The sequence below is a fragment of the Ruegeria sp. AD5 genome, assembly GCF_056542345.1.
Window position 1 is genome coordinate 171871 of sequence record NZ_JBQFZR010000001.1, and the last position, 12062, is coordinate 183932.

The 12062-nt window shown below is 57.5% G+C and carries 13 protein-coding genes; 8 read left to right on the forward strand and 5 right to left on the reverse strand.

Features of this window, described 5'->3' with window-relative positions:
* Positions 1-2: 2 nt before the first annotated feature.
* A complete protein-coding gene (locus ACR0JG_RS00850; protein ID WP_170392106.1) occupies positions 3-953 on the reverse strand; it encodes an ABC transporter substrate-binding protein in 951 nt (316 codons plus the stop codon).
* Positions 954-1287: 334 nt separating this feature from the next.
* On the opposite strand from ACR0JG_RS00850, the gene ACR0JG_RS00855 reads away from it, so the two are divergent.
* Together ACR0JG_RS00855 and ACR0JG_RS00860 are read left to right on the forward strand one after the other, a co-directional pair.
* Positions 1288-1950 carry a DNA-3-methyladenine glycosylase I gene (locus ACR0JG_RS00855; RefSeq protein ID WP_480567213.1) on the forward strand — a complete coding sequence of 221 codons (663 nt, stop codon included), beginning with the start codon at positions 1288-1290 and terminating at the stop codon, positions 1948-1950.
* 42 nt (positions 1951-1992) lie between these two features.
* Entirely contained in the window at positions 1993-2679 is a 687-nt protein-coding gene (locus tag ACR0JG_RS00860) for a hypothetical protein (protein ID WP_170635994.1), read from the forward strand.
* A 5-nt stretch (positions 2680-2684) separates the two neighbouring features.
* Here ACR0JG_RS00860 and ACR0JG_RS00865 read toward each other — a convergent pair whose 3' ends face one another.
* Entirely contained in the window at positions 2685-3092 is a 408-nt protein-coding gene (locus ACR0JG_RS00865) for a c-type cytochrome (protein WP_170392112.1), read from the reverse strand.
* 97 nt (positions 3093-3189) lie between these two features.
* Here ACR0JG_RS00865 and ACR0JG_RS00870 point away from each other — a divergent pair, with 97 nt between their 5' ends.
* On the forward strand, positions 3190-3627 hold the full coding sequence (locus tag ACR0JG_RS00870; protein ID WP_170818768.1) for a DMT family transporter: 438 nt from the start codon (positions 3190-3192) through the stop codon (positions 3625-3627).
* On the opposite strand, the gene ACR0JG_RS00875 is transcribed toward ACR0JG_RS00870, so the two are convergent.
* Positions 3611-4297, reverse strand: coding sequence for an ABC transporter ATP-binding protein (locus ACR0JG_RS00875; protein ID WP_170392116.1), 687 nt, complete (start codon positions 4295-4297; stop codon positions 3611-3613). The genes ACR0JG_RS00870 and ACR0JG_RS00875 overlap by 17 nt on opposite strands.
* Positions 4290-5576 carry a lipoprotein-releasing ABC transporter permease subunit gene (locus tag ACR0JG_RS00880; protein WP_480567214.1) on the reverse strand — a complete coding sequence of 429 codons (1287 nt, stop codon included), beginning with the start codon at positions 5574-5576 and terminating at the stop codon, positions 4290-4292. Before ACR0JG_RS00880 ends, ACR0JG_RS00875 begins: the two co-directional genes overlap by 8 nt.
* 391 nt (positions 5577-5967) lie before the next feature.
* On the opposite strand from ACR0JG_RS00880, the gene ACR0JG_RS00885 reads away from it, so the two are divergent.
* Positions 5968-6324, forward strand: coding sequence for a hypothetical protein (locus ACR0JG_RS00885; RefSeq protein WP_170588431.1), 357 nt, complete (start codon positions 5968-5970; stop codon positions 6322-6324).
* Positions 6325-6354: 30 nt separating this feature from the next.
* Here ACR0JG_RS00885 and proS read toward each other — a convergent pair whose 3' ends face one another.
* On the reverse strand, positions 6355-7695 hold the full coding sequence (gene proS / locus ACR0JG_RS00890) for a proline--tRNA ligase (RefSeq protein WP_480567216.1): 1341 nt from the start codon (positions 7693-7695) through the stop codon (positions 6355-6357).
* Positions 7696-7827: 132 nt separating this feature from the next.
* On the opposite strand from proS, the gene ACR0JG_RS00895 reads away from it, so the two are divergent.
* The 4 genes from ACR0JG_RS00895 to ACR0JG_RS00910 all read left to right on the forward strand — a co-directional run bounded on the left by ACR0JG_RS00895 (position 7828) and on the right by ACR0JG_RS00910 (position 12053).
* Complete coding sequence (locus ACR0JG_RS00895; RefSeq protein ID WP_480567218.1) at positions 7828-9225, forward strand: FAD-dependent oxidoreductase; 1398 nt, start codon at positions 7828-7830, stop codon at positions 9223-9225.
* On the forward strand, positions 9225-10199 hold the full coding sequence (locus ACR0JG_RS00900) for an isopenicillin N synthase family dioxygenase (RefSeq protein WP_480567219.1): 975 nt from the start codon (positions 9225-9227) through the stop codon (positions 10197-10199). Before ACR0JG_RS00895 ends, ACR0JG_RS00900 begins: the two co-directional genes overlap by 1 nt.
* A 90-nt stretch (positions 10200-10289) precedes the next feature.
* Positions 10290-11363, forward strand: coding sequence for an AI-2E family transporter (locus tag ACR0JG_RS00905; RefSeq protein ID WP_170392915.1), 1074 nt, complete (start codon positions 10290-10292; stop codon positions 11361-11363).
* Complete coding sequence (locus ACR0JG_RS00910) at positions 11364-12053, forward strand: HdaA/DnaA family protein (RefSeq protein WP_170392125.1); 690 nt, start codon at positions 11364-11366, stop codon at positions 12051-12053. It begins immediately after the preceding gene.
* Positions 12054-12062 lie beyond the last annotated feature (9 nt).

The window sequence follows — 12062 nt, forward strand, 5'->3', positions numbered from 1 at the left end:
ACTCACTGCGTTGCCGCGTCAACGACGGGGCGCCATTTGTCTTCATTCTCGGCCATCCATGCCGCGACGACTTCTTCGACCGCGCCACCATCTACGTCGATCGCCCCCATCATTGGCTGCTGGTCTTCGACCGAAAGCTGATAGTTAGTCAGGATTTCATAGGCAGCGGGCCACTTGTCTGCCATGCCGCTCCAACCGGCCTTGAAGATACGTGACGGCGAGAAATCGCAATCATTCACTGCGTTGGGGTTCGGGCCCCAAGACGGATCGTTAAAGCACGCCTCTTCGCCTGCAGGCAGTTCGACAAACTGTACGTCATATGCCGACATCGCCCAATGTGGCTGCCAGAAGGTGATCAGCAACGGCGACTTGCGCTCGGTCGAGGCGCGCAATTCGGCGATCAAAGCGCCCTCGGAACCCGCGGGGACCGCTTTGAACGGCAATTCAAGACCGGTCATACGATCCGCGCCGGGCGTACCCCAATCCGCTGGGTAATCGACCAGACGGCCACCGGGCAGAGTTTCAGCCGTAGCAAAAACTTGCGCACACTCTTTCAGCGCTTCCCACGCAGGCAGGCCCGGGCACAGCTCCGCTACATGTGCCGGGTAGGCAATGCCTTCCTTGGCATCAAGCCCTAGATCGCCGATTTCAACAACGGTGCCTTCGTCAATCTTCTTGGCATATTCGTCGGACACGTTGGACGACCAAATTTCCAATGTCGCGTCAATGTCCCCATCGGCCAACGCCTGGAACTGATTCATCATCCCGGCGGTCACGTATTCTACGTTATAACCGGCGGCCTTCAGCATCTCACCTGCCACATGGGTGGTCACATGTTGACCGGTCCATTCGTTGATCGCCAGCTTGATCGGTTCATCGACCGCGCCCATATCTGCGGCATGGGCCGCCCCGGCCACTGCGATAGCCAAAAAGCTTACGCTTAGCTTTTTCATAACAACAACTCCCTGTTTTTTACGTTTGCCCCATGGCGATATCGAGCCCGCCCAGGATCATTTGTGGTCACAGCACATTTCGCAACATGCACAAGTTTAGCCGAAAAAGGAAAGGGAACAGTTGTTCCGGGTCCGACGCGCTTCATCAAGCGTGAAAACACGACCCATCCCTGCTGCTCCACTCGGCAATACACACACTTAACACCGTCAGTTCGGAACCGTCAAAGATATTGATTGACTAGTCAATATAAAACACGCGCTTCATCTCAAGATCTGATTTGCCTTGTCAAATCTTCTTAATAAGGCAGCATCTGGATAAGGGAGGGTCTGGGAAATGCGTCACTTTGAAAAGATCTACCAGATATCGGCTGATCGCCACGGCGGCCCCGCCGAACTGGAAAGCAAGCTAAGCAAGCCTAAACCAATCGCCGAATTGGTGGCGATGTCAGATGATCGCTGGTTATCGCTTATTACGAAAACCGTGTTCCAGGCAGGGTTTAACTGGAAAGTGATCGAATCGAAGTGGGACGGATTCGAAACGGCATTTGACGGCTTCGACATTGGACGCTGCGCATTCATGGATGACGAGAAATTCGACGCACTGCTGCAGGACACCCGCATTGTCCGCAACGGAACTAAGATTGCCACAGTGCGCGACAATGCCGCGTTTCTGCTGGAACTCCGCGCGGAAGGTGGCGTCGGGCAAATTCTGGGCGGGTGGCCATCACAGGATTATGTCGGCTTGCTACAGATGCTCGCCAAGCGCGGATCGCGGCTTGGCGGTGCTTCGGCGCAGTATGCTATGCGATTTGCCGGTCGGGACAGCTTTATTCTGTCCCAAGATGTAACAGCTCGTCTGATCGCTGAGGGCGTTATCGACAAACCTGCAACCTCCAAAAAAGCAATGGCCGTGGTGCAGGCCGCGTTCAATACATGGATGGGGCAATCCGGGCGATCGCTGACGGAAATCAGCCGGGTTCTGGCGATGAGCCTTTGAAAACGACTTGCAGCGCCGAGCTGCCGCATTAGGCTTAATGCCATGATCCGCCCCCTGTTGATTTCATTGCTGTTTCTATTTGTAGCCTGTGGTCGACCTCTAACCGATCACGAGCGCGCATTTGTCAGTAAAATCCACGGAGACACATTGAATCTGGATCGTGTGCGATTGGTAGAGGGTGCCCCCGTCGCAGCGGTTACATTTACCCGCAAAGCCCGCCCTCGGGTTGCCTGCCGTGAACGAATCTTACCACCTGTCAAAGAGGAAACCGTGACCGGCAAACCCGCGGGCGTTGCGCTGTTCAATCATGTATACTTCACGAAGGACTGGTATCTGGACGACTACATGAGCCAGTACCCCGATCAGGTGAACCTGATCGGGGCAATGTTGCTTGCGCATGAATTAACCCATGTCTGGCAGTGGCAAAATCGCAAGACAACTGGTTATCACCCGTTCCGCGCTGCGGCAGAGCATGGCCGGAAGGACGATCCTTACCTGTTCGACCTTGATACTTCGCCCGATTTTCTGGCCTATGGCTACGAACAGCAGGGCGCCATCGTCGAGGAATATGTTTGCTGCCGGGCGCTCGACCCCGACGCACCTCGAACCAAGCGTCTGCACGATATGCTAAGCGCCCAATTCGAAGTCTCGAAATTGCCCGGTAACAGGCGCGAAAGCTCCGTCCTGATACCCTGGGCGGGCGCAGAGATTAATGGCATCTGTCGCTGAGCTTGTTAGTTTACTTGCAGGGTCTTCAGGTAAGCCACTAGATCCACGATTGGCTTGCTGGTCAGGATTGGCTGCCCTTCCGGCGTTTTGATCGCGGTGTCGTTACCTTCGAAATAGGGGCCATAAACCGGCATCGGGCTGCCATGGCTGACCAACGGTTCGCGCCCGTCAATCCGCGCCACGACGCGCGCTGTCGGAAATACACCATTTGCATCGGCCAGCGTTCTCAGGTTTGTCGGCTGGATCACCAGCACCCCCGCCATTGGCCCATGCCCCGTTGCATCCAGCCCATGACAGGTAGCGCAATAGTGCTGATACAGCTCGGCCCCGGTCTCCACGTCCTGAGCTGAAGAGGCCTGTGGTATCATGGTAAGTACAGTCAGCGCGCCCGCGCCAAGTATTGATCGGATCATCACTTTTCTCCCTCCTGCCTGGCAAATCGAGACTTGCCGGGAGTTCACGCTGGCGCAATGATCCAGATCAACGAAATAGGCGCAGGGACAAAAGGCAATGACACAATACGCAGCCATCATGCTGGCCGCCGGGATCGGCGTTCCCATCCTCGCCGCTCTGAATGCAGCCTTGGGCAGGTTGATCGGCTCACCCAATGCGGCCGCCGTCGTCCTGTTCGCGATCGCCTTTGTCGCTTCAGCGCTGGCGCTGTTGTTACTCGGTGGATCCGATGCCTTTGCCAAACTCACCCAAGCCCCCAAACATCTGCTGCTGGGCGGCGTATTAATCGCCTTCTATGTGCTATCAATCACCCATGTGGCCCCACATTTTGGCGTGGGCAATGCGGTGTTTTTCGTCTTGCTCGGCCAGTTGATCAGCACAGCTGCGATTGACCATTTCGGTCTGTTCGGCGCTCAGGTTACGCCGCTGACATTCATGCGGGCAGGAGGCATTGCAGTAATGGCAATCGGGGTCGCCATCACTCAGCTGGCCTGAGCACGCCCCCTTCCAGCCGCAACATCCGGTCCATCCGCGCCGCCAGATCAAGGTTATGCGTCGCGATCAGCGCCGAAAGCCCTTCATCCCGCACCAGCGCCATAAGGGCCGCAAACACCTGATCCGAGGTATCGGGGTCCAGATTGCCGGTTGGCTCATCCGCCAGCAGCACACGTGGCTGATTTGCCAGTGCCCGGCAGAAGGCCACGCGCTGTTGCTCTCCGCCCGACAAGGCTGCTGGCCGGTGATCTGCGCGCGGAGCGACGCCAACGCGATCAAGCAACTGCATCGCACGGGCTTGCGCTGCTTTCTCGGAAGCACCGTTTGCCAGTTGCGGCAACACGATGTTCTCCAGCGCCGTAAACTCAGGCAACAGATGGTGGAACTGATAGACGAAGCCAACATCGCGCCGACGGATCGCTGTGCGCGTGCGATCCCCTTTGCCCGTCGCGCCCTGCCCTGCGACTTCGACTTCGCCGGTATCTGGGATATCCAGCAGGCCCGCGATATGCAGCAGGGTCGACTTGCCCGCCCCGGATGGCGCAACCAATGCCACAGCCTCACCCGCGCGCAGCTCCAGATCGGCACCGCGCAGAACCTGCACCTCTCCTGGGGTGCCTTGCAGATAGGTCTTGGTCAGACCGCTGAGCCTTAAAGTCACATCACTCATAGCGCAGCGCCTCAACCGGGTTCAGCCGCGCTGCGCGACGAGCCGGGAAATAGGTGACAAGGAAAGACAGGCCAAGTGACAGACCCACCGCTTTCATGACGTCAGACAGGTGCAATTCGGCGGGCAATGCGTAGATGCCGCGAATGGACGGGTCCCAGACGCCGCCACCCATGACGTAGTTCACGAAGGAAAAAATCGGATCGATATAGATAGCGAAGAGGCAGCCCAGTACGACGCCCATCGCTGTTCCGATGATTCCCGTAAAGGCCCCGCAAATGAAGAACACCCGCAGCACTGATCCTTCGCTGAGCCCGATGGTGCGTAAGATACCGATGTCGCGCCCTTTGTTCTTCACCAGCATGATCAACCCCGAGACGATGTTCATTGCTGCAATCAGCACGAGGATCGACAGGATGATGAACATCACATTGTCTTCGACCTCCAGCGCCCGCAGGAATCCTCCCGAGGCATCCTGCCAAGTCCATATCTGGCTGCGCTCACCTGCGGCCTCAAGGATCGGAATCAGGATCGGGGTCAGCTCTTCGGGGCGCTCGACCATCACTTCGATCTCGTCCGCCACGCCCTCACGGTTGAAAAAGCTTTGCGCCTCGGCAAACGGCATGTAGACGCGCGTGCGGTCGATGTCATAGCGCCCGGCAGAAAAGACATAGACCACCTCATAAGCGTTCACGCGGGGAGATGTGCCAAATGCGGTTTTGACACCGTTGGGCGAGGTCAGTTTGACCCGATCCCCCACCGTTGCCCCGATGGCCCGCGCCACGCCCGAGCCGATGGCGATGCCGTCCGGGAACCGGGACAGGTCACCATAGGCCTCTTCGCTTTCTGCAATACCGGGCAACTCGGCCAGATCGTCGGGGCGAATGCCAAAGACCTGCACGCCCGAGCTGCGGTCCGCTTTGGTGATCAGCACCTGACCTTTGACAAGTGGCGCTGCGCGCTCGACCCCCGGCACCTGCGCGATCCGCTCGGCCATACCATCAAATTCCGCGATGGTGCGATCCAGCCGCCCCTGCGCGTCGATTTCTCCGGCGGAAAACACGGTGACATGCGCGTTGGCCCCAAGAATGGTGCCTACAAACTCTGACCGGAATCCGGACCGGACAGCCAGCGTGGCGATCAGAGCAAACACAGCAAGCGTAATCCCGATCAGCGAGATCCAGGTCATCACGCTAACGCCCCCTTCGGCCCTACGGGCGCGGAGGTATCGCCAGGCGATTTTCCATTCGAAAGGGGCAAAGGGCGGGGGAGATTTGGACATTCCTGCCTCGGGTTCAGATTTTTCGCGACCCTTTCGACATTTCACCGGATGGTCAAGCCAGTTATCGTGCGTACACCCGTTCGGCGTTACTGCGCCCGTTAAAGAGCGAAAAGAACGGTTTGAAACGAATCATTTGCCCCATGTGCCAAATCTTCACTGGCAACGCGAGAAATCGCTTTCTGCAAATTATACCAATGGTTGTGAACCCCTTCACAGACAAGGGCTTATTGTTTCAGTTATGAAGTCAATGTGAGATATCAGCACCCGACTGAGTCACAATCGCAACATTCAGGTGCGAAATATTGTTTCACAAATTGATTAGTGTGAGAAACTTTGTCACCCTATTTGTGTGGGGGACACATTTTAAGAGTTTAAGGGCGGAGGCACGCTCATGGGTATTCAAGAACATATGGAAGGTACGGGCCCCATTATTGCCCGTTCAGCAGCTACTGAACTAGATTGCGAAAGCGCCGCATTGTTGCGGGCAGCGATCAGGCCAGTTTTCACAAGCGCAGCAAGCTGGGCTGGTTTGGCCGACATACTGCGGGACAAAGGCTATCGCCTTGCTTTCCGGCAGGGGCGGCTGTGCATCACGGATCGCGCCACTGACGAACGCGTCTGTGGATTGCGGTTTCTGGGCTTCGAACTGGCGGAACTTGTACGCCGCTTTGGTCGCCCGATCGTGGTCGCACGCGGCAGCGAAGCGGACGGCGATTTCCTGACCGCACGTCCGACCTCAGCTTCCTGAGCTAAACCGCCGAAGGTTGCACCGCCTTGTTCAGGCGATGCCCTCATAGATTTCTGCGATCTTGGTGACGGCCGCTTCGGGGCTGAGTTCCTCACTTTCGCCGGTACGGCGGCTGGTGAGTTCGACCACACCGTTCTTCAGACCACGCGGGCCCACTGTGATGCGCCACGGCAGACCGATCAGGTCCATGGTGGCAAACTTGCCTCCTGCCCGTTCATTCCGATCATCATAAAGCGGCTCAAGCCCCAACGCAGTCAACGCGCTGTAGAGTTTATCGCACGCCGGGTCCGCCTCTTCATCACCTTGCTTCAAGTTCACAATGCCGCAATGGAATGGAGTCACGCCTTCGGGCCAAATGATGCCCTTATCGTCATGGCTGGCTTCGATGATCGCACCGATCAGGCGGCTAACGCCGATGCCGTGGCTGCCCATATGCACCGGAACCGGCTTGCCATCGGGGCCTTGCACAGTCGCTCCAAGAGCTTCGGAATACTGGGTGCCAAAATAAAAGATCTGCCCCACTTCGATACCACGCGCCACGCGGCGGCGGTTTTCGGGGATTTGGTCAAACAGGGCTTCGTCGTGGGTTTCGTCCGTTCGGGCGTATTTAGAAGTGAACTCTTCGAGGATCGCCTGACACTGTTCGCGGTTATCATAGTCGATCTCACGATCGCCGAAGGTCAGATCTGTGACCGCGCTGTCATAAAAGACCTCGGATTCGCCAGTATCGGCCAGTACGAGGAACTCATGCGTGTAGTCACCGCCGATAGGTCCAGAATCAGCGCGCATCGGGATGGCTTGCAGACCCATCCGCTCATAAGTACGCAGATAGCTGACCAAGTGGCGGTTATAGGCGTGCAGCGCGTCTTCTTTGGTCAGATCGAAATTGTATCCGTCCTTCATGTAGAACTCGCGCCCCCGCATCACGCCGAAACGTGGGCGGATTTCATCGCGGAACTTCCACTGAATCTGATAGAGCGTCAGCGGAAGGTCTTTGTAGCTGCTCACGTGGCCGCGGAAGATGTCGGTCACCAGTTCCTCGGCGGTTGGCGTGTACAGCATATCGCGACCGTGGCGGTCCTGCATGCGCAGCATTTCCTGGCCATAATCGTCATAACGACCGGATTCGCGCCACAGGTCGGCTGATTGCAGAATCGGCATCTGGATCGCGATGTGCCCAGCCCGCGCCTGTTCTTCATGCACAATGTTCTCCAGCTTGCGCAGAACCTTGAAGCCCAATGGCAACCAAGAATAAATCCCGGCGGCGGCCTGTTTGATCATCCCGGCACGCAGCATCAGCCGGTGGCTGACGATCTGAGCCTCCGAGGGGTTTTCCTTAAGAACGGGCAGAAAGTAACGGCTGAGGCGCATAACGTAACCTTACGGGTGAGAATTTCGCTGCAAGGTGATTATTCCAAAGCCTAGCCGGGGGCAATCGCACATCGGTGTTTTGCGACCCATGCGCAGTCGGTTTTTTGATTGACCCGAGCGTTGGGGTTTTCAATGTTGGCGCAAACGTTAAACCGCGAGGCAGCAATGCAAACAATCACCGAACCCGCCCGCCAGATCCCCGTTGTTCATCAGACAGACGTATTGGTTGTCGGCTCGGGCCCCGCTGGATTGTCAGCAGCGCTGGCTGCCGCACGCGCTGGGGCCGAAGTTTCCTTGATGGATAGATTCGGTTGCATGGGTGGGAATATTACGGCAGTCGGCGTCGAAGGCTTTGCCTGGTATCGCCACGAACAAACTGTCGAGGCCGGAGGCATCGGCATGGAATTCGAAACCCGCGCCAAAGAGATGGGTGCAGCAGTGCCTGAAAGCCAATCGCTCAGCTACGAACTGGACAGCGAGGGTTTCAAGCTGGTGGCCGACAAGCTGGTCGAAGAGGCCGGCGTTCACCCGATGCTGCACCGTCAATTCGTTGCCCCAATCATGGAAGGGGATCGCATCACTGGGGTGATTACCGAATCCAAAGCGGGGCGTGAGGCGATCTTGGCCAAGGTTGTCATCGACGCCACAGGGGATGCAGATGTAGCGCATCGCGCGGGCGCCCCGACGCACAAGACGCCGCGTGAGGACATGATGGCAGCCTCGGTCATGTTCCATCTGGCCGGTGTCGACAAACGGGCGTTTATGGAAGGCATCAAAGCCGATCCGCAGACCTACAAGGACTGGGGCGGCGGTGGCGAATGGAATATCGAGACCTCTGGCAAAGAGGACGACATGTTCTCACCCTTCGTCAAGAAACCCTTCCAGCAGGCGATTGATGAGGGCCTGATCCCGGCGCATCTGAACACGATTGCAGGCACGTGGGGAGCGATGCACGATACCGGAGAGCTGACTTATATGAACCTGATTCATATGGACCAGATCGATGGAACCGACCCCGAAAGCCTGACCTTTGGTGAAATCGAAGGCCGCCGACAGGCGATGCTGGCCATTGATGCCCTCCGCCGTTTCATGCCGGGGTGCGAAAACGCACGTCTACGCAATTTCGGAATGACCATCGGCATTCGGGATACGCGCAAGATCGATGCCGTCTACAACATGACCGAAACCGATGCCCGACATCAGGGCCGGTTCGAGGATTCCATCGGTATCTACCCTGAATTCATCGATGGCTACGGCATTCTGATCTTGCCGACCACGGGGCGATATATGCAGATTCCGTATCGCTCGATGCTTCCCAAAGGGATCAAGGGCCTGTTGGTTGCGGGCCGGTCCCATGGCGCGGATCGGGTCGCTCACGCCGCGACGCGCAACATGTCCTGCTGCGCAGTGATGGGTCAGGGCGCAGGGATCGCGGCGGCCTTATCGCTGAAAAGCAATCAGGAGCTCGACAGTATGAACCTTGCTCCTGTGCATAAGGAACTGGAACGGCAAGGCGTGAGAATTACCTAATGGAGCATATTCCGACCATAGATATCAGCCCGCTGACTGATCCTTCTAGTCCGCTGTATCAAGCAACGGTCGCGCAGATCATGGATGCCTGCACCAGCATCGGGTTTCTGTCGATCACAGGGACAGGCATCGCGCCTGAGCACATCGAGCAGGTGCGCGAGTGTGTCAGTGCGATCTTTGATATCGACGAGGCCCGAAAATGGGATCAGGCCATCACCCGCGATAACTATCGCGGATACATTCCGATGGGGTTCTTCACGCCCAATGACGGCTCGGGCGCGGCGGATAAGTACGAAGGGTACAAGCTGCATTTCGAAGCAGCCGAAGATGCGCCGATCCGGGTTGAATGCGCACTTTACGGCCCGAATATCTGGCCCCGAGAAGTGCCCCAGGCCCGCGCGGTAATACTGGATTACTGGCTACAGCTTGATGGCGTGACAGATCTTTTGCTGGGTGCATTGGAAGTGGGGTTAAAAATCCCGCCCAACAAACTACGCGACGCCTTCCGCGACCCGATGACCAACATGACCCTGCTACACTATCCGCCACAATCCCCGGATGAGCTTGGCTATGGAATTCATCCGCATAAGGACACCGACGCGCTGACAATAATCGCTCCCGATCCGGTCGGAGGACTTGAGGTGCAGACCCGCACCGGCGGCTGGATCACACCGGACTGCCCGCCCGGCGGCTTCGTGGTCAATATCGGCGACATGCTGGAACTGTGGTCGGGCGGGCGGTTGAAATCGACCCCGCATCGCGTGGTTAATCGATCCGGGCGTGAACGCTATTCCTTCCCTTATTTCGCCGTTCCGCGCCACGATGTGGTGGTTGCGCCACTGCTGCCTGCCCTGCCCGGCTTTGATCGCCCGAAGGTACATTGCGGACACTGGTCGGCGGAAATCTGGCGCACCAACTGGCCTGATGAAATGGCCACAGGTGAGACACCGGAACTGGGTACTCTGACAGACTAGGGTATAAAAACCGCGCGCCATGAACCGCTTGCATCGCCGGGCGTCATGGGCCAAGAACACGGCAATGCTGTGCAAACGAGGGATTGCGCCATGGCCTTGCCGGTGAAGGATCAGCTTAGATACTGGGGCATTGCCGCCGCTGTTTTCGTGCTGCTTTTGTACCTGTTGGGCGATGTCTTGCTGCCCTTTGTGATCGGTGGTGCGATTGCATATTTCCTTGATCCCGTTGCGGACCGCCTGGAAACACTCGGCCTTTCGCGCATGGCTGCGACCGGGATCATTACCGTTGTCGGCGTGTTTGGTTTTGTTTTGATGATTCTTATGGTTGTGCCCGCGTTGATCACACAGCTACTGGATCTGATTGATGTTTTGCCAAGCCTTTTTAAAGAACTGCGCGCCTTTATTGAGAAACAATTCCCGGCTTTGCTCGATCGCGAATCAAATACCCACCAGATGCTGGTGTCATTTGGCGAGACGCTGAAATCAAAAACCGGCGATGTGCTGCAAACCGTTCTGGCCTCATTGGGTTCAGCAATAAATGTCGTCGTCCTGCTGGTTATCGTACCGGTTGTCGCGGTTTATCTGCTGATGGATTGGGATCGCATGATCACCCGGATCGGAGAGCTCTTGCCGCGTGATCACGCCCCCACGATCAAACGACTTGCTGGTGAAATCGACGCCGTTCTTGCCTCATTCGTGCGTGGAATGGGTACCGTCTGCCTGATCCTCGGCACCTACTATGCTGTCGCATTGATGCTGGTCGGTCTGCAATTCGGCCTGATCGTCGGCTTCATTGCAGGACTGGTAACCTTCATCCCCTATTTGGGCGCCCTGATCGGAGGCACCCTGGCCATAGGCCTGGCCCTGTTTCAGTTCTGGGGGGATTGGGCACATATCGGTTTGGTCGCCGGTATTTTTGCTATCGGACAGGTGACCGAGGGCAACTTCCTGACGCCCAAACTCGTCGGTAGTTCGGTGGGCCTGCACCCGGTCTGGCTGCTGCTGGCCTTGTCGGTCTTCGGCGCGCTGTTCGGCTTTGTTGGAATGCTGATCGCAGTACCTGTAGCGGCTGCCTTGGGCGTGCTGGCACGGTTTGCGACCGAGCAGTATCTGCACAGCCGCCTATATACCGGGCTTGAAGGGCTCAATCAGGAAGACGAATAAATGGCCATGCAGCTCAGCTTTGATCTGCCGTCCAAGACTGCCTTGGGCCGCGAAGACTTTTTCGTCTCGCCTGCTAATGCGCTAGCTGTTGCGATGATCTCTGCCACCTCATGGCCTGGCAACAAACTGGTGCTGAGCGGCCCTGCAGGATCGGGCAAGACCCATCTGGCGCATGTCTGGGCCGGCGAGACCGGCGGTCGAATCGTACAAGCCGCCGCGCTTCGATATGACGACGTGCCGGACCTGGCGCGCGGTCCGGTGGCGGTCGAAGATGTGCCAGTAATCGCGGCGGACGTCGAGCAGCAGAAAACACTGTTCCATTTGCACAATCTGGTTCTGGCCGAGGGCCACGCCTTGCTGATGACCGGGCGCACGACGCCGAAACTGTGGCATCTGCCGCTGGCCGATCTGCAAAGCCGGGCCGAAGGTGCGCATCATGTGTCGCTTGAAGGACCGGACGATGCGTTGCTGGGCGCAGTGCTGGCGAAGCTATTCACCGACCGGCAGCTCAATCCGGGGCCTGATGTCATAGCCTATCTGGTCAAGCACATGAATCGCAGCTTTGAAACCGCCGCCCGCGTCGTCGAACAGCTGGACGAAATTGCGCTGACCGAAAAACGCGACATCACCCGTGCGCTGGCGGTGCGTCTATTGAACACAGAAGCCGAACAATCGGATGCCTGCAATTGACCGGACAAG

Coding starts and splice junctions, on each gene's coding strand:
- ACR0JG_RS00850 (WP_170392106.1), bottom strand. CDS start 953: ATGAAAAAGCTAAGCGTAAGCTTTTTGGCTATCGCAGTGGCCGGGGCG.
- ACR0JG_RS00855 (WP_480567213.1), top strand. CDS start 1,288: ATGCGTCACTTTGAAAAGATCTACCAGATATCGGCTGATCGCCACGGC.
- ACR0JG_RS00865 (WP_170392112.1), bottom strand. CDS start 3,092: ATGATCCGATCAATACTTGGCGCGGGCGCGCTGACTGTACTTACCATG.
- ACR0JG_RS00885 (WP_170588431.1), top strand. CDS start 5,968: ATGGGTATTCAAGAACATATGGAAGGTACGGGCCCCATTATTGCCCGT.
- proS (WP_480567216.1), bottom strand. CDS start 7,695: ATGCGCCTCAGCCGTTACTTTCTGCCCGTTCTTAAGGAAAACCCCTCG.
- ACR0JG_RS00910 (WP_170392125.1), top strand. CDS start 11,364: ATGGCCATGCAGCTCAGCTTTGATCTGCCGTCCAAGACTGCCTTGGGC.
- ACR0JG_RS00905 (WP_170392915.1), top strand. CDS start 10,290: ATGGCCTTGCCGGTGAAGGATCAGCTTAGATACTGGGGCATTGCCGCC.
- ACR0JG_RS00880 (WP_480567214.1), bottom strand. CDS start 5,576: ATGTCCAAATCTCCCCCGCCCTTTGCCCCTTTCGAATGGAAAATCGCC.
- ACR0JG_RS00895 (WP_480567218.1), top strand. CDS start 7,828: ATGTTGGCGCAAACGTTAAACCGCGAGGCAGCAATGCAAACAATCACC.
- ACR0JG_RS00900 (WP_480567219.1), top strand. CDS start 9,225: ATGGAGCATATTCCGACCATAGATATCAGCCCGCTGACTGATCCTTCT.
- ACR0JG_RS00860 (WP_170635994.1), top strand. CDS start 1,993: ATGATCCGCCCCCTGTTGATTTCATTGCTGTTTCTATTTGTAGCCTGT.
- ACR0JG_RS00875 (WP_170392116.1), bottom strand. CDS start 4,297: ATGAGTGATGTGACTTTAAGGCTCAGCGGTCTGACCAAGACCTATCTG.
- ACR0JG_RS00870 (WP_170818768.1), top strand. CDS start 3,190: ATGACACAATACGCAGCCATCATGCTGGCCGCCGGGATCGGCGTTCCC.